The sequence below is a fragment of the Pseudoalteromonas sp. G4 genome (genome assembly GCF_028875915.1).
GTDB lineage: Bacteria > Pseudomonadota > Gammaproteobacteria > Enterobacterales > Alteromonadaceae > Pseudoalteromonas.
This window is the reverse complement of record NZ_JAPEHW010000085.1, coordinates 1-17,523: the sequence shown is the minus strand read 5'-3', so window position 1 is coordinate 17,523 and position 17,523 is coordinate 1. Positions and strand designations below refer to the sequence as shown.

Here is a 17,523-nt window from a genome sequence, read left to right as displayed (position 1 = left end):
ACGCTTCTAGCTCATCTAATGTATTTATAATGTCGTTATCTTTAATCATGTTTTTTGCTCTCAAACTAAAGTGTGCGAAGGGTAGCAGATTTCACCATTTGGATAAATTGCAGAACAAAAACAAGTTAAGCCAAAGCGCTTGGACCAAAATTCCAAATATCGAACAAGGCCAACCGGCTTTAACTTGATAGATCTTTTTTTGGCAGCTTAATTGTGAATTCAGTAAATTCGAGCTCCTTGCTTTTACATTCAATAGCTCCATGAAGTTTGGCTGTAACAAGATTATAAACAATGCTCATTCCAAGGCCGCTGCCGCCATTGCTGCGATTGGTGGTGTAAAAAGGCTCAAACACTTTTTCAAGCACAGTGTTTTTCATACCTATCCCATTATCGCGATATGAAATAATCACATGCTCGTCTGTATCTGTGGCATCAATGGCAATTACGCCTTCTCTTTGTCCTTGGTCAAAGCCGTGAATAATCGAATTGTTAACTAGATTGGTAAAAATTTGCCCAATAGCGCCCACTTCCACTTCCAATAAAAGAGACTCGTCAACGTGATTATTTATTGTAATGCCTTTATTTTTAAATAGTGGTGTAAGTGAGGCAAATACATCATCCAAGTAAGCTTTTAAATGAATATTGCGAATGTCTTTGTGAGATTGGTCAACAGCCACTTGCTTGAAAGACTGAATAAGCCCTGCGGCACGTTGCAAACTACTCGTTAACAGCCTTAACGACTCATCCATTTTTGAAAAATAGCGAGTAATCTCATTTCGTGACAGAGTTTCATCATTAAACATTTTTTCAAGCGACTTGGTTTCACTCGCGATATAATCGCCAGAGGTTACTGCAATGCCAAGTGGCGTATTAACTTCATGAGCTACACCTGACACTAGGCTGCCTAGCGATGCCATTTTTTCAGCTTCAACTAACTGCTCAAAAGTGTCTTTCATCACTTTGGCATTCTCAGCTAAAATCTCATTTTTTTGAGTAAGCAAATTAAATTGCCCATCAACGGATTCTTTCAATAAGTTAATCAAACGCTTGCTATATAACTGTCTAAAGTAGGCGTATGCGATCACCGCTATAAAGAGCAATATAAAACTCACCAGTGCAAACAAAGAAGACACTCTATTTACTTTACTTGCATGACGCATGGCGGATTGCGTTCTTTGTGCTTGAAGTTGTAAAAAGGTATTTACCTTTCCCATGATATACGCTTTTGCCTGCAAATATGCCTCACTATAAAGCAAATCTATCGCAGCCAAACGCGCTGGCGTCGCATTGTAGGCTGTATCCTGACTTAGTCCTTCTGCTACCAATGCAAACGCTTTTTGCTCAATTTCAACCAATTTATCTGACGCTGATTGCGCTTCATTAAGCATTTGCCTTTCTTCTTCAGTGATGCCCACTTCGTTTAACATGGTTTGCAATGAAATTGCGGCGCTGTTTTCACTCGGAACAACGCCGTTTACAGGCATTAAAAAGTCCCAATAAACCCGCTGATAATACTTTGGCCGTGGTGCTTCGCCATTTCTAATGGCCAGAATTTGATTAAAAAAGGTTAAATATTTTCCATTACCCGTTGCGGCATAGGCACGTGCCATCAAGGTCAAATTGTCAGAGCTAAGGCGCACTTGATTGCTAAGCAAAACCATTTGATAACGTTCTTGTTCTGTTTTTTCTAAACTCGCAAGGGAAAGAAAGGTGTAATAGGCAGATAAACCAGTTGTTAAAATAAGCAAAATAACCATTATAAAAAGCCATTTTGATTTACTAAGCAGATTTACACTGTTGGACTCAACAATTTTAAAAATTTCTTCAGCTTTACTATAGGCCACCCAATTACCTCAAAGCAGTGTAAAAACAATAATCTAGGAAATGAGTATAGACAATAAATCTGCACTATGAGGGAATACTTTTTTTATCTGGTTTAAACTAGCTGTGCTAGGTTTAGGACCATATAAATTCGAACGATCTTCGATTGCTAAAGCAGAAAAGTGCGTTGGCAAAGGGGCTGGCATTTTACCTATTACCTCAGATGCAATTCGCATTACGTGCACAAACAATGAAACCTATGAATTTATCATCAGTAATCCTGATGAGTGGGTGAATTTACTCTCGAACTAGTATTAACATATTTCAGCAGCGCCTTTGCTTTAGCTGCTGAAATACTTTTCCTTTAATCTCATTTTGAAACGACTTTCCAGCGAATTGCCTTAACAACTGATCAAAAACGCTTTTATCTGCGTACTCAAAATATTCATTTTATAAATTTACACACCAATGACGGAATCTGATCAATCACGCATTATCGAAATGGCATGGGAAGACAGAACCCCATTTGAAGCCATCGAAACACTTTATGGGTTATCTGAAAAAAACGTAATTAAATTAATTCGCAGCGCATTAAAACCAGCCAGCTTTCGTTTATGGCGAGCGCGTGTATCTGGCCGCAACACTAAGCATTTAAAACTGCGAAATCCTGATATTTCACGTGGGTATTGCAAAACCCAGTACAAACACCGTTAAATTAACACTCTCTAACCATGTATATGCAGTTTTCTAAAGGAATATGCGTTCGGTACTGCGTTTTAGCAAAGCCCGATTTTTGATAGGCCGTTATTGCAGGTATGTTATCTGACAAAACAAACAGCGAAGCGCTATTTAACTGAAGTTGAGCTTTTCCTTCTTGAATCAAACTATTAATTAATCGCGCTGCGATACCTTTACCACGAAATACCGGGGTTACCACCAAGCGCGCAAGGTGAACTCGCTCTAAACGATTATAAAATTGCCCAAATGCAACAAACTCACCTTGTTCGCAAAGCAAGCAAAATGAAGCTAGCTTCTCTGTGTTTAAATCTTGAAAGAAAGTGTCTTCTGTAAAAGGGTAACGGAATCCTGGGCCAGACCACTTCGCAAGGCTGGCTTCATCTTGAAACCAGCTCACTAGCTGTTCTATGTGGGCTTTTGTAAACGGTACTAACATTATTGATTTTTCACATCATTATTTGCTTTACAATGTTTATCAATAAATGCCTGATGACTCAAACAATTATTCGCGGCCATAGTAATTTGCGTTTTCATTTGCGCCAAGTTTTCAGCAATAGCGCTTGAGTTAAAGTGGTCCAAACGTACATCGTAACGCGAAGGAGTAACGTTAAAGCCATAAAACATTGAAAGCCAACTTGCTTGCTGGAAAGACTCGTTATCATACATCACCACATGGCCACGATTTTTATACATGGCAATTTTATGCTCAAGCGTTTTTGGAATGGGCATCTCTTGGCAGTAACGCCAAAATGCGGTGTCGGTGCGCTGCGTTAATTTGTAGTGCACTAATAAAAAGTCAACAATGCGATCTAACTCATCATTATGCAAACGGTTAACTTCATCAATATCAGCTTGATTAAAAGACATATCTGGGAAGAAAGTCATCAGCTTAGCAAGCGCGGTTTGAATTAACGAAATGCCAAGTGACTCTAACGGCTCTAAAAAGCCAGCAGCTAAACCAAGGGCAAAACAGTTTTTATGCCAACTTACTTTGCGCCTGCCAAGTGGGAACTTAAAGGTTTTTACATCGGTAATTCTGCGCCCTTTTACACTATCGAGCAGGCTTTGTTTCGCTTCTTCATCTGTCGTGAATTTGCTTGAATAAATATAGCCATTGCCCATACGGTGCTGCAGCGGAATACACCATTGCCACCCAGCTTCTTTTGCAATTGCGCGGGTATACGGCGTGGGTTCACCTACCAGTTCTGTTTGCACTGCGACAGCGCTGTCACATGGTAGCAAATGACTCAAATCATCAAGGCCTATCCCCATTGCCCCTTCAATTAATACACCTTTAAAACCTGAGCAATCAATAAATAAATCGCCCTCAATGTGTTTACCATTATCAAGAGTTAGCGCTTGGATAAAGCCATTTTCAGCGTTGAGTTTAACTTCGCTCACATTGGCTAAAATATGGTTTACACCGCGTTTTACTGAAAACTCCGTTAAAAACTTAGCATATAACACAGCATCAATATGATAGGCGTAAGAATATTGCGCTAGCGGATTATTCTGATTGGGGTTTGGCTGCGCAAATCCGCCTTTTTTGGCAAGCTGAATTGGGAAGCTATAATCTTCAATATCAAGCTGTTTGCCTTCTGCATTGAGCTTGTTGATATATTGGTGAAAATCTAAGTTTTCGATGGGTGCGCCATAGGCTGCAAAGGGGTGGAAAAACCGCTCGCCTTTTTGCGACCATTCTTCAAATTCAATACCAAGCTTAAATGTCGCTTGTGTGGCTTTAATTAAATCAGCATCGTTAATGCCTAAATTGCGGTTAAAATCGACAAAATTAGGAATGGTTGCTTCGCCCACCCCTACCGTATTGATATCTGGTGACTCTATTAGCGTCAGTGTCATATCCTTATCTTGAACATAACGCGATAAACTCGCCGCTGCCATCCATCCTGTAGTGCCACCACCTACAATAACGATTCTTTTAATTGGATCCGCCACGTTCATTCCCCATTATTATTTTTATTCGATACTATAAAGATTTAAGCCCTATTACTAGGGCTAGTCTATGCTGGAAAGATTAGACTAAGGTCTTATCTAGTGGCCTTACGCGTGCATTAAGCCCGGCTGTAAATCGGGATCGGTTTCCAAAAGTTCAAGAAATGCGTCAACAACGTACACGTCATATTTAATATTACGGTTCGCCTTTAATTAGGCCACTGCGGCCTCTCTTCCTGGTGAATAGCGATAAGGCCTGTCAGATGCCATGGCATCAAATGTATCTGCCACTGCAATTATTCGCGCCTCAAGGGAAATATCTTCACCTTTCAACCCATTTGGATAACCTGAACCATCGAGTCTTTCATGATGTTGCTCTATCATTTCGGTTAGATGAAAAGGTAAATCTATCTCACGAAAAATATCAGCGCCCATTTTAGGGTGTAATTTTATTAGTTCCATTTCGGCAGGCATTAGCTTGCGAGCTTTATTTAAGATTTCAGATGGCACGGCTATTTTACCAATATCGTGTACCAAGCCTCCAATGGTAACCGCTTCAATAATACGTTCAGGTAGTTCCATTGTACGTGCTATTTTCGATGCAATTATGGAAACATTACGTTGATGTTCGCTGGTGTATTCGTCTCGTAATTCAAATGCATTAGAAAGCGCGCTAAGCATTTTTAACAGCACTTCCTGCTTAGGCATGGATTCATAGCGTGCTAGTAGCTGACTTTCTAATTGCTCAGTGGATGCTATTTTTTCTTCAACAAGGTGCCAATTGCGATTTATCTTCTCGTTAATTTCTTCAACAAAGTTATGTTCATAAGGCGAATCACTGTTACCGATACCTAACACAGCAATCACATTACCGTTTTTTAAAATAGGAAAGCTAACGTGCGAGATAACTGGGAAGTGCCCTTCAGGTAAGCCATTTTTAGCAGCTTTATGCATATTTTGGTAATCATTATGAATTACAGGCTTTAATTGTCTAACACTGTCAGCCCAAATACCTGCTTCTGATAATTTATAATGATTTGCATGCACTGTTGAGCACATTTCAAACACTTTTTCTGACCATACGGTCAGTGAAATCTCATCACCATGAACTAAGTGCAAATAGCCAATTTGGCTATCAGATAATTGTAATATAGCGCTTAAAAAACTTTGGTAAACATCACGAGCCGAAAGGTAGCGCCGACGGGAAAACAAGGTTAGTGGTGACACCTTATCCATAAACCACTCCAAGTTAGTTGTTTAATACATCTTTCATTAACTATAAGCAATTATCTAAAAAAGGCCCAACAAAAGGGCCTTAACCATATGAAAAGAATAATATTTAGCGCTTTTTGAAAAGTAATGTCATACGGTTAGATTCACCAACTGACTGGTACTGCTCTTTATTTTCCTTTGCATTAAGCGAAGGCGGCAGTGCCCATACGCCTGCTTCAACATTATCAATAATAATGCGATCTTTCGCGTTATTGTGGAAATACGCCTCAGCTTCTAAGTCGAATCCAGCGGCTTTTGCCACTGCAATTACATGTGATTTTGGCAAGTAACCTTTTTTCGCTGTTGCTACTGAGTCAAAGCCTTCAGGTGCTTGATGCTGTACAACGCCTAATTTGCCGCCTTGTTTAAGCATCTGATTAAACTGACTAAATGCAGCCGCTAACTGATTCCCATTTTGCAATCCGTGTAAGCCTCTAAAGGTTAACACTACATCTGCGTTTTTTGTTTTCTCATCGATTGACGCATTTGGATCAAAATCAGCGATAACAACATTGCCGTAAACTTTTTTGTTATCGCTTAATTTTTTCTCAAAGTTTTCACGTGAGCGTTTACGGTATTTTGAACTTGTTGTAATTGGGTAGTGAGCTGCGACAAGCTGCCCCTCTGCTGCAAGCATTGGCGCAAGTACTTCTGTGTACCAGCCGCCACCTGGCATAATCTCAACCACTTTTGAATCAGCTTTAACACCAAAAAACTCAAGCGTTTGGTATGGCTTACGAAATGTATCGCGTGCTTGGTTTGCTTCACTGCGGTGGCTGTTATCAATACCTACAGGTGCACTGGCAACGGTAGAGAAAGAGAAAACGGCGGCAGCAATAAGTGAAAGAGGTAGTAATGTGTTTTTATAGTTCATTTTAAATTACTCAATTAATAAACAATGTTTCTGTTATACAGATTTTTTACATAAATCGCTCACTTTTGCGAAATATATTTCAATTTATTAATGAGTTAGCACATATTTAATTTAAATTTAACTAACCAAGGATCCCATATTCAAGACAGAAAATCGCATCATTGTTGCTAAAAAAACCACCTTTGATATATTGCATACAATATCCAAAATAAAAAGAAAGAATGTTATGACAACACACAAGCCTGTACGCAGTCCATTTGGCAGCAGCTTCTACATTGCCAATATTATGGAGATATTTGAACGATTAGCATGGTATGGTTTTTTTACCGTATCGTCCCTTTATATGACTAGCCCAGTGCTACAAGGCGGTATGGGGTTTAGTGATGAGCAACGCGGTTTTTTACAAGGGCTTGTGCCATTTTGCATCTACTTGTTGCCTGCATTAACTGGGGCATTAGGCGATCGCTACGGCTACAAAAAAATGCTGTTACTTGCCTTTGCAATGATGACCCCGTGTTATTACTTGCTAGGTCAAGTCTCAAGCTATAGCGCGTTTTTCCTAGCCTTTATGGGTGTTGCAATTGGTGCTGGCATTTTCAAACCATTGATCACCGGCACGGTGACTCATGCAACCAACGATAGCAATCGCAGTTTAGGCTTTGGCGTATTTTACATGATGGTCAATGTAGGCGGCTTTTTAGGGCCAGTGATTGCCGGTATTATGAGAGACACAAGCTGGGATATGGTGTTTATTATGGCTGCGGTTTGGATAGCCATTAACTTTATCCCTGTCACTTTATTTTATCGTGACCCAACAGAAGAAATCCGTAAAAACACGCCTGCCAAACCACTTAAAGATATTATGATCGAGATGCGTGAAGTACTTGGCAATGGTCGTTTTGCACTGCTTGTTTTTCCAATCCTCATTGCGTTTATGTTGCCAGGTACAAAGTTAATTTCTGAGTCACTCGCTTACGGGTTTATTGCAATTTGGTTTGGTTTAAACTTAGTTTGGCACATATTAGCGCCAAAAGCTGGAACACATTGGTATAGCAGCAAAATAAAAATGGGCAATAAACCTTTTTTGTTACTTATTTTGATTTTGAGCGGGTTTTGGCTGGTTTATATGCAAATTTTTATTACCCTTCCGCTTTTTATTCGCGACTACGTTGATAGCAGTGATCTTGTGATGCTAGCTAATTCAATTCATGCCGGATTTGGCGAAGCCGCTTCGTTTGTTAATGTGCCCCAGCTAACAACTGCAATCACTGCGCTTGCGAGCCAATTTGATTACAGCCAAGCAAACAGCTTTCATAAAGCCTATCTTGAATTGACTAACTACAATGTGCGCATTCCAAAAGACGTATTACAGGCGCATTTACCAAGCTTAAGCGCACTGTCTCAAGCTGAAATCAGCGCACTCGCAACCCAGTGGGCAAATGATTATCGTCAGTTTAAACCTGAATACATTGCAGCGGTAAACTTTGGCTCTATTGTACTATTACAAGTATTAGTATCAGCACTAAGCGCACGCTTTAAAACCTTTTATGTAATTATTGCGGGCGCTCTAATGATTGCCAGCAGTTATTTATTACTGGCAAATTCAGAGGCTGGATCGATTGTAAGTGGCGCGCTTGCGGTAGCGGCTTTACTTATCTTTTCGCTCGGTGAAATGATGGCATCGCCAAAACAGCAGGAATACGTAGCCTCAGTAATGCCGAAAGACAAAGCAGCGATGTATCAAGGCTATCTTTACACGGCATCTGCCATTGGCTTTTTGTTTGCAGGTAAGCTCTCTGGTTGGGGTTACAACAAATGGGCTGTTGAAGCTAATGAACCCGCGAATTTTTGGCTATTATGCGCCGCTATTGCGTTTGTTACCGCGCTAGCACTTTGGTTATTTAATAGTTTTGCCGCAGAAAAATTAGAGCAATCACAGCGTAGTTCAAAGCTTGTTAATAATTTAGCTTAGAAATTTCCTAATAGGGGCTAAGTTTAACATTACCTAGCCCCCTTTGTTTATAGTAGTTTTTGTTACTTTTGAATGAATACAAAAAGCGAACAAATCTTAATAAAAACGACATTTAAAGCAGTAAACCAAAATAACCCCCAAATAAATGTTTAATTTTTGATCAAAAATCAGTTAGGATAAGCTGTTAAAAAGCAGTATTTAATATTTAAATCAATAAAAACAATATCAAAGGAATGATTATGAAGTTTATTGCACTTCTTTGCCTAATTTTGGGCGGAACATACATTTACTACACTTTAAACTCTGAAAGCCAGGTCACTAACTATCAAGAATTACTGAGTAAGGTAGAACACAGTGAGGTTAAAATTGGTGAGATAAAAGTAGCGTCAAATATGCTTGCGATGCAATTTTGTAACGACGGCTCAACTAAAGACTCAGTAGGTAAAAGTCCGCGAGAATGCTTAAAAACATTTTCAAATATGCGGGGTATGTGTGAACAGCGCATTTTCAAAAACGATGAAGAAATCATCGAATCAAAAGACAAAGTAATTAAAATTGCCAAACGCTACACTTCTTGTGTTGGTATTGAATACTTGTAGATCCGAAATTAATTAAACATCAGAACTTTAAAAAACCGAACGACCTTTCAGTTAGGCCTTTTTATTGTCTTCTTTATGGCAATAAATAAAAACCCATTGCAAATCGGTTTTACTAAATCTATTATACCGACTGTTAATCGGTTTTTAGTTTAAGGTGATCACAATGAAACTCGGCGATTTAGAAAAATTGCTTTTACACTACCTTTGGCAACACGGTTGCTCTGACGTAAAAACCGTGTTTGCTCACTTTGAAAATACCCGTGGCGGCAGTTTAAACACCTACCAAAGCACCCTTGAACGCCTCTACAAAAAAGGCTTGTTATCGCGTCACAAAGAGGGACACGCATTTCATTATAAAGCACGCGTTGAGCGCCATGAGTTAATAGGCCAACTGATAAAATCAGTCACCACTGACTTTGTTGGTGAAGACGATGGTAGCAGCCTAATTGCCGCATTTAGTTCGATGTCGTCAGAGTTCAACGTTGAACAACTGGACAAATTAGAATCGCTGATCGAACAGCAAAAATTAAAACTTAAGCAACAAGGCTAAGTTATGAGCGCAGAACCCCTCACTTTATTATTAAATGTATTAGCCATTGCCGTGGTGTGCTTTGTGCTACACAACATTGCGGTGTCTGCGTTTGTCACTTTATTAAGTACGCGTTTTTTAAAACTGCAGGTTAAATCTCGCAAAATTACCTTGTGGTTTTTAGCGACCTTACCCTGGTTTAGCGCCTTTTCAACCGCTGCCTATTTTGTTTACGCAGCCAATGGCCTGTCACCGTTTGAAAGTGCGTCAAGTATGGATCATTGGCATCATATTGACAGTTTTTCATGGCTCAGTTGGCACGGCGCAGTGACTGCATGCGCACTTGGCTTTTTGGCATATGTAATTAGCTCAAGATTGCTAAAGCTGCGTGCCCATCAGCATGAAATTAAAAGCCTTATGGCGCTTTCTCGTAAACTTGATAACAACACATTCGAAATCGATTCAAGTGATGCTGCAGCATTTACTGCCGGTTTTATCAGCCCTAAGTGCTTTGTTACTAAAGGCATGCGCGAGCAAATTAGCGAGACTGAATACCATATAGTTATGCAACACGAACTTGCCCATGCAAATAAGCGTGACCCATTTAAAAAGTGGTTATTTGCTCTGCTGGCGGCGTTTTTTATACCAAACATTAAACAGCGTTTAGTCCTGCATATGACCTTAGCAATGGAGCAAGATGCTGATAACGCCGTGGTTTCGAACACTACTTCATCACTCGATATTGCGGGCACCTTAGTAAAAGTAGCAAGGCTAAATGCCACAGGCAGTACCCTTAAAAATACTGACATGGTGGCTAATTTTGGCGCTGATGTGCTAGAGCAACGTGTGTATTTCTTACTTGGGCAATTATCGCTAAAACCGGTTAATCACTTGCTTATGATGCTGCTCGCAATTGCCGCATTTTTCCTATGCTTGACCTCAGTCGATAGCATTCACCACTTTATCGAAACCTTTACGAGTCATTAATATCATGGACTTTAAAGGTATTTCTGCAAATTCAAAAAACCGATTAACAATCGGTGTAAAGCCTAAATTTTAGGAGTGAGCATATGCTTATAAAATTTGTCACACAAAGAAAACCGATTAACAGTCGGTTATTGATAGGGTTAAACCTTGTCGTTGCGAGTCTATTGCTCGCACCACAGGGTGCTAGCGCAAACGAAGTCATAACTTTAAAAACCGCCATCAGTAAGACCATACAAAGCCACCCTGACTTAACGCCGCTAATTTATTTGCAACAAGCAAATCAAGGACTTATTCAACAAGCTGGGGTTGCAAGCCCAGTTACCCTTGATGTAAGCGTTGAAGATGCACTTGGCACTGGCGATTATCAGGGCTTTTCTAATAGCCAAACAAGCTTGAGTATTGCGTGGCTGCTCGATGGTGAGCAAGTGGATGCACGAGTGGATCTCGCCAAGCAACAAGGGCTGATTTATGCTGTTGAAAAAGAGGCCAAAGCGCTCGATTTAGCTGCCGAAACGGCCAATTTGTTTATTACCTTATTAGCGCAGCAAGCCCAGTTAAAACTGGCAACTCTGGCGGAAAAACAAGCCAAAAAAGCCCTATCAGAGATTACCAAACGGGTCGAAGCAGGCCGCGTAAACAGTATTGATAAATACCGCGCAAAGGCCGATTTAGCAAAGCAAAAATTAGTAGTTGAAGATCTTTACTTTGAAATTGAAGCAACAAAATCACAGTTGGCAGCCCAATGGCAAGGCACTACTGAATTTGATGTAACGGGCGATTTAACCCAATTACCTAATGCCCTTTCACTGGAAGATGCCAAAGTACAATTAAAAAACACGCCGCGTTTTTCACTCTTTGCATCAAAACAGCGGGTAATCTCATCAGAAATTGCACTATCACAAGCTGAGAGCAAACCCGCTTGGCAAATCAATACGGGCATTACGCGCGACCAAGCGCCTCTCAATTCCGTTAGGGGGTGCGTCTCGTAGCGAAGGGAAAATTGCATCGCTTAACGCCAGTAAACAGCAGCAAGCAGCCGAGGCAAAAGCTTGGCTTGCGCGCGCCCAAACCCAAGCGTTACTGCTTAACCACAAGCTAACCCACAATACCCATATTGCCAATGCCCTTTTAAAAGAGTCACTTCCCGCCCTCGAAACCGCAAGTAAACAAGCCGAGCTTGCCTATCAGCAAGGGCGCTACCGATACACCGATTGGTACGCAGTAAAACAAGAGTTATTACAAGCCCGATTGGAGCTGATACAAGCCTACACCAATATTCAACGATTCAATGTTGAACTTGAGCGCTTAACCGGCGCGAGCCTAACAATTAAGTGAGATTGCGATGAAATTATCAAATCTATTAAATGCATTTTTAGTGAGCCTATTACTCACTGTGCCAAATTTTGATGCGGTTGCCGGAAGCGACCACGATCACCAGCAAGATGATAGCAAGCACAACGATGCAGCTATGGGGCCAAACGATGGACGACTTTTCAAAACAGGTGACTTCTCTTTGGAGCTGCAACTCGTTGAACAAGGAAAAGCACCCGAATACCGCGTATTTGTAAAAGATCACGAAAGAACAGTCGCACCCGTTGATGTGGACGTTACCGTTACCCTTAGCCGACTAGGTGGCAAAATAGACACCATTTCATTTAAACCAAATGGCGCCTCTTTAAAAGGCACGTCACCAATTAACGAACCTCATTCATTTAGCGTTGAAATAAGCGCCACTTATCAAGGTGAAGTCTATGAGTGGCATTTTGATAATTTTGAAGGACGTACTCAAATTGCTGCCCCCATTGCGAAGCAACTGGGCATTAACACCAATACCGTGCAAGCAAAAACCCTGACAAAAACTTTGCCGGTGTATGGCAAACTCGCCCTGCCAGCAGGCGCAAAACGCCAAATAAGCGCGCGTTTTGATGGTGAAATTACCAAACTCAATGCGCTTTTGGGTATGCAGGTGAAAAAAGGTCAGCACATAATGACCATTCAAAGTAACGACAGCTTACAAAGCTACCGTGTAATTTCCCCGATTAATGGCATTGTAACTAAACAAAATGTGGGACTTGGTGAGCAAACGGCTGGACGCAGCTTAATAGAAATTACCGATATGACTGAGCTTGTTGCAGAGCTACAAGTTTTTCCAAACGACGCAGCAAAAATCAACCAAGGCGCAGCAGTAAGCGTTAATGTAAATGGCTTAAATAGGCCAATAAATACCACCATTAAAGACAGCCTTTTTTCAGTTGCTGGCAATCAAGCAAAAACCTATCGCGCCTTCATCCCAAACCCCAATAACCAACTGCAAGTAGGCCAATTTGTTAGCGCCGACATCATCCTTGAAAGCTTTACGGTACCGATGGCAATTGAGAAAAAAGCACTGCATGCGTTTCGTGATTTTAATGTGGTATTTGCCAAATTTGGCGACCAATTTGAAGTTCGTATGTTGACCCTTGGACGCAGCAGCGGTGAGTGGGTTGAAGTGTTAAGTGGCATTGATGTTGGCAGCGAATACGCCACCGACAACAGTTATATCTTAAAAGCCGACATTGAAAAGTCAGGCGCATCGCACGACCACTAAAAGTGAGTAGTTACTTATGCTAGAGTCCATTTTAAAATTCGCGATTGAGCGAAGTAAGTTAGTACTTGCAATGGTAATGTTAGTTGCAGCATTAGGTGCTTGGCAGTTTACCAAATTGCCCATCGATGCCGTGCCCGACATTACCAATGTGCAGGTCGTTATCAATACAGAAGTACCCGGTTACACCCCGCTGGAAGTAGAGCAACGCGTTACTTACGTGCTTGAAACCGCACTGGCTGGCGTGCCCAACTTAAGTTACACACGTTCTATTTCACGTTATGGTTTATCACAAGTGGTTGCCATATTCAGTGATGACACCGATATCTATTTTGCCCGCCAATTAGTAAATGAGCGTTTGGCTTCAGCAAAATCAGAATTGCCCTTTGGCGTAGAGCCAGAGCTTGGCCCAATTTCCACAGGGCTGGGTGAAATTTTTATGTTTACGGTTGATGCCTTGCCAGGTGCACTTAACCCCGATGGAAGCCCAATCACCGCAACCGATTTACGCACTGTGCACGACTGGATCATTCGCCCGCAACTTGTGCAAGTAGAAGGCGTTGTTGAAGTAAACCCAATTGGCGGCTTTGAGCGCGAAATTCAAATCGCAATAAAACCTGAAAAACTGTTGGCATTTGGCATATCACAACAAGATGTAATTGATGCTATTGGCAGCCATAACCAAAACCGTGGAGCGGGTTTTATTGAGCGCGATGGTTCGCAGTGGCTAGTGCGCATTCCTGGTCAATTAAGCGATTTAACCCAGCTTGAAAATGTACCCGTAACGAATTTGCAAGGTGCGGTGATCCGCATTAAAGATGTTGCCGATGTGATTGAAGGTAAAGAGCTACGCTCAGGTGCAGCGACACAAAATGGCCATGAAGTGGTGCTCAGTACCGTCTTTATGTTAATTGGTGAAAACAGTCAAAAAGTGGCAAAAGAGGTAGGCGAACGCTTAACAGAAATAAGTAAAAGTTTACCGCAAGGGGTGGTGATTAACCCTGCGTACGATCGCACAAAGCTGGTGAATAAAACCCTCGATACCGTTAAAACCAATTTGCTTGAAGGTGCACTGCTGGTCATTGTGATTTTGTTTTTATTACTCGGTAATTTTAGAGCAGCACTTATCACTGCGATGGTGATCCCATTTGCCATGTTAATGACCATTACAGGCATGGTACAAAGTAAAGTAAGTGCTAACTTAATGAGTTTAGGCGCGCTCGATTTTGGCCTACTGGTTGATGGCGCAATTATTATCGTAGAAAACTGTATGCGCCGCTTAAGCCAAGCTCATAATGGTCAAAACAAAGCGCAGCCCTTGCCATTAAACGAGCGTTTGGCCTTGGTATTTGATGCCACCCGTGAAGTGATCCGCCCTGCCCTGTTTGGTGTGTTTATTATTACCGCAGTGTATTTACCGATTTTTGCCCTAACCGGCGTAGAAGGCAAAATGTTCCATCCGATGGCAATGACAGTGGTAATTGCCCTAGTGAGCGCGATGGTTTTATCAATTACGTTTGTGCCTGCATGTATTGCCCTGTTATTTAAAAAGCCGGTACAAGAAAAAGAAAATATCGTAATGAAGGCAAGCACTGCGCTTTATCAGCCAATCTTAACCTTTGTGTTAAAAATGCGTTGGTTAGTTGTTGGCAGCGCTCTTGCTCTTATGGCATTTGCTGGCGTTATGAGTACCCAACTCGGCAGCGAATTTGTGCCAAATTTAGATGAAGGTGACATTGCTATGCATGCCATGCGCATACCGGGCACCTCGCTTACTCAGTCGATTAAAATGCAAGAACTGTTAGAGCAAAAAATTGCTGAAAAAGCCGAAGTGTTAAGTGTATTTTCAAAGATTGGTACACCCGATGTGGCCACTGATCCTATGCCACCAAGCGTTGCGGATGTGTTTATTATGCTAAAACCGCGTGCTGAATGGCCCAATCCAACTAAGCCAAAAACCCAATTGGTAGCGGAGCTTGAGCAACTAGTTGAAACCATTCCAGGTAACCGTTATGAGTTTTTGCAACCTATTCAAATGCGCTTTAATGAACTGCTCTCAGGGGTACGTTCAGAGCTTGCGATTAAGGTTTTTGGCGATGATTTTGATACCCTTGGAAATGTTGGCAAGCGCATTGAAAGTGCAATTGAAAACGTTGCTGGTATTCGTGATGTGCAAGTGGAAAAAATTAAAGGCTTGCCTATTTTAACCATCAATCCAATTGATCACATGTTAGCGCGTTATGCTCTAACCAAGGCCGATTTACAACAGCAAATTGCTATTAGCATGGGCGGGGTGGATGTTGGTAAGTTTTATCAAGGCGATCGCCGTTTTGATATTGTTGTGCGTTTACCCGATGATAAACGCCGTGATATCGATAACCTAAAACACCTACCAATAACCTTAGCTAACGGCGATTATGTGCCGTTGTCAGAAGTCGCGAGCATTGAAAAAGTAAACTCGGCAAATCAGGTTAACCGTGAAAATGGTAAACGCCGCATTGTGGTAACAGCCAATGTGCGTGGCCGCGATTTGGGTGGATTTGTTAAAGATGTGCAAATGGCGATTGAACAAAATGCAGATATTCCAGCAGGTTACTGGGTAGAATACGGCGGAACTTACCAAAAACTGCAATCAGCAACCAAGCGTTTAACCTTAGTTGTGCCGTTAACTTTAGCGATTATTGTGGCGCTGTTGTTAATCGCCCTTGGCTCATTTAAAGATTCAATGATTATCTTCAGCGGCGTGCCACTGGCGCTTACGGGGGGTATTTTTGCGCTATTCCTTAGAGATATTCCATTTTCAATCTCGGCTGCTGTGGGCTTTATCGCCCTGTCTGGTATTGCGATTTTAAATGGCTTAGTAATGGTGTCGTTTATTCGTGAGCTAAGAGCAAATCAGCTTGGCTTAAATGATGCCATTATAACTGGGGCGCTAACGCGGTTGCGCCCAGTACTTACCACCGCCCTTGTTGCCTCGCTTGGCTTTATTCCAATGGCACTTAACACTGGAATTGGATCAGAAGTGCAAAGGCCGCTTGCGACTGTGGTTATTGGCGGGGTTATTTCATCCACCTTATTGACACTTTTTGTGTTGCCAGCGCTTTATCGCATATTGCATAACAAGGACTGACTATAAGTATGCTATGCCCTCTATTGAGGGCATCTTTGCGCCTAGGCTATAAACGTAATAATCTGTAATACATTTAAATACTTTCTTACATAAGATTAGATTGTTTGTTCCCATTTTAACCCTTTTCGAACTAGTACTATGTTATTATCGCGCTAGATTTTTTGCGGTAGATTGAGAATAGGCAAATTATGATTAACAATACAGGGAAAGCAGCACTATTTGTAAGTGTATTAAGCTTAGGACTAATTGGCTGTAGTGAGTCAATTACGGATGATTTAGACGATGCATTAACCCATGAAGCAGAGTTTTCATTTATCAATGCAATGGACTATAGCCTCGACTTTCATCTACAACAACGTAATTTAGCGACAGGTTCAAGTGGCTTATTTGATAGTAAAAACCTTGCAGCAGGCAACGTGCAGGTAAATGGCTACTCCAGCGAATACGACTATGATTACCCAGCAGTAATGAATATGGTCAATATAGGTATGCGCTCAGCTATGAGCAGTCAAAATGAAGTTAAAGTGCATACAAACTTAAGTGACGATGATGAATATTGGGTAATAGCTTGGCAAAATGGTGTCGAGAAACACCTTACCCTGCTTGAGAAAAAAGAGCGCGACAACGCCAATACCTTCAACGTGCGTATTTTCGCTAATGGTGTTTACCCCGTTACATTAAAAGGTAGCCAAGTGATGACCACAGAGCGCGGCAAAGTATCTGACTTTTTAACTCTCGATAATTGCGCCCTCGACTTAACCATTAATGGTCATGCAATCGATTTATGCACCGGCGACTTTGGTGAGTCTTATTTACTGGTTGTAAATAGCGACGGCAAGCAAGTGTTAGTGGAAGAGTAAAAACACAGAATCAACGCTTAAAAAACCGATGCACCCTCATCGGTTTTTTATACAGCTCAAAAAACAACCATTCGAAAACTAACCATTCACCAATAACACAATTCATTCATCACTCCATAAAACCAAATATCACCGCAATTGACCAAATATCACAAAGCTCAAGAATCCTCTTCTCAATTGCCTATTATTTAACTCAAGCAACAC

15 protein-coding genes are annotated in these 17,523 nt (G+C 41.3%); 10 read left to right on the top strand and 5 right to left on the bottom strand.

The window, feature by feature from the left end; genetic code table 11:
• Nucleotides 1-179: 179 nt before the first annotated feature.
• Nucleotides 180-1,757 (bottom strand): sensor histidine kinase, encoded by a 1,578-nt coding sequence (locus tag ON073_RS17695; protein WP_274763206.1) that lies wholly within the window; start codon nt 1,755-1,757, stop codon nt 180-182.
• A gap of 532 nt (nt 1,758-2,289) precedes the next feature.
• On the opposite strand from ON073_RS17695, the gene ON073_RS17690 reads away from it, so the two are divergent.
• Nucleotides 2,290-2,535, top strand: coding sequence for a TIGR03643 family protein (locus ON073_RS17690; protein WP_274763205.1), 246 nt, complete (start codon nt 2,290-2,292; stop codon nt 2,533-2,535).
• Nucleotide 2,536: 1 nt separating this feature from the next.
• Here the strand turns inward: ON073_RS17690 and ON073_RS17685 are convergent, their stop codons facing one another.
• The 4 genes from ON073_RS17685 to ON073_RS17670 form a co-directional block, all read right to left on the bottom strand.
• Nucleotides 2,537-2,956, bottom strand: a complete 420-nt coding sequence (locus ON073_RS17685) for a GNAT family N-acetyltransferase (RefSeq protein WP_342455424.1) — start codon at nt 2,954-2,956, stop codon at nt 2,537-2,539.
• 38 nt (nt 2,957-2,994) lie between these two features.
• A complete protein-coding gene (locus ON073_RS17680; RefSeq protein WP_446728538.1) occupies nt 2,995-4,515 on the bottom strand; it encodes a tryptophan halogenase family protein in 1,521 nt (506 codons plus the stop codon).
• A gap of 210 nt (nt 4,516-4,725) precedes the next feature.
• Nucleotides 4,726-5,748 carry an HD domain-containing phosphohydrolase gene (locus ON073_RS17675; protein WP_274763202.1) on the bottom strand — a complete coding sequence of 341 codons (1,023 nt, stop codon included), beginning with the start codon at nt 5,746-5,748 and terminating at the stop codon, nt 4,726-4,728.
• A gap of 103 nt (nt 5,749-5,851) precedes the next feature.
• Nucleotides 5,852-6,658: a class I SAM-dependent methyltransferase gene (locus ON073_RS17670; protein WP_274763201.1), complete on the bottom strand. Its 807-nt coding sequence runs from the start codon at nt 6,656-6,658 to the stop codon at nt 5,852-5,854.
• Between the two features lie 226 nt (nt 6,659-6,884).
• On the opposite strand from ON073_RS17670, the gene ON073_RS17665 reads away from it, so the two are divergent.
• The 9 genes from ON073_RS17665 (at nt 6,885) to ON073_RS17625 (ending at nt 17,319) form a co-directional block, all read left to right on the top strand.
• Nucleotides 6,885-8,630 carry an MFS transporter gene (locus tag ON073_RS17665; protein WP_274763200.1) on the top strand — a complete coding sequence of 582 codons (1,746 nt, stop codon included), beginning with the start codon at nt 6,885-6,887 and terminating at the stop codon, nt 8,628-8,630.
• A gap of 239 nt (nt 8,631-8,869) precedes the next feature.
• Nucleotides 8,870-9,229, top strand: a complete 360-nt coding sequence (locus tag ON073_RS17660) for a hypothetical protein (protein WP_274763199.1) — start codon at nt 8,870-8,872, stop codon at nt 9,227-9,229.
• Between the two features lie 163 nt (nt 9,230-9,392).
• On the top strand, nt 9,393-9,779 hold the full coding sequence (locus ON073_RS17655; protein ID WP_010558239.1) for a BlaI/MecI/CopY family transcriptional regulator: 387 nt from the start codon (nt 9,393-9,395) through the stop codon (nt 9,777-9,779).
• Nucleotides 9,780-9,782: 3 nt separating this feature from the next.
• Complete coding sequence (locus ON073_RS17650; RefSeq protein ID WP_274763198.1) at nt 9,783-10,745, top strand: M56 family metallopeptidase; 963 nt, start codon at nt 9,783-9,785, stop codon at nt 10,743-10,745.
• A gap of 83 nt (nt 10,746-10,828) precedes the next feature.
• Nucleotides 10,829-11,734, top strand: a complete 906-nt coding sequence (locus ON073_RS17645; RefSeq protein ID WP_274763197.1) for a TolC family protein — start codon at nt 10,829-10,831, stop codon at nt 11,732-11,734.
• A complete protein-coding gene (locus ON073_RS17640; protein WP_274763196.1) occupies nt 11,634-12,080 on the top strand; it encodes a TolC family protein in 447 nt (148 codons plus the stop codon). The genes ON073_RS17645 and ON073_RS17640 overlap by 101 nt, the downstream gene beginning before the upstream one ends.
• A gap of 7 nt (nt 12,081-12,087) precedes the next feature.
• Nucleotides 12,088-13,332: an efflux RND transporter periplasmic adaptor subunit gene (locus ON073_RS17635; RefSeq protein WP_274763195.1), complete on the top strand. Its 1,245-nt coding sequence runs from the start codon at nt 12,088-12,090 to the stop codon at nt 13,330-13,332.
• Nucleotides 13,333-13,348: 16 nt separating this feature from the next.
• Complete coding sequence (locus ON073_RS17630) at nt 13,349-16,459, top strand: efflux RND transporter permease subunit (RefSeq protein ID WP_274763194.1); 3,111 nt, start codon at nt 13,349-13,351, stop codon at nt 16,457-16,459.
• A gap of 188 nt (nt 16,460-16,647) precedes the next feature.
• Entirely contained in the window at nt 16,648-17,319 is a 672-nt protein-coding gene (locus ON073_RS17625; protein WP_274763193.1) for a hypothetical protein, read from the top strand.
• The last annotated feature ends 204 nt before the right edge of the window (nt 17,320-17,523 follow it).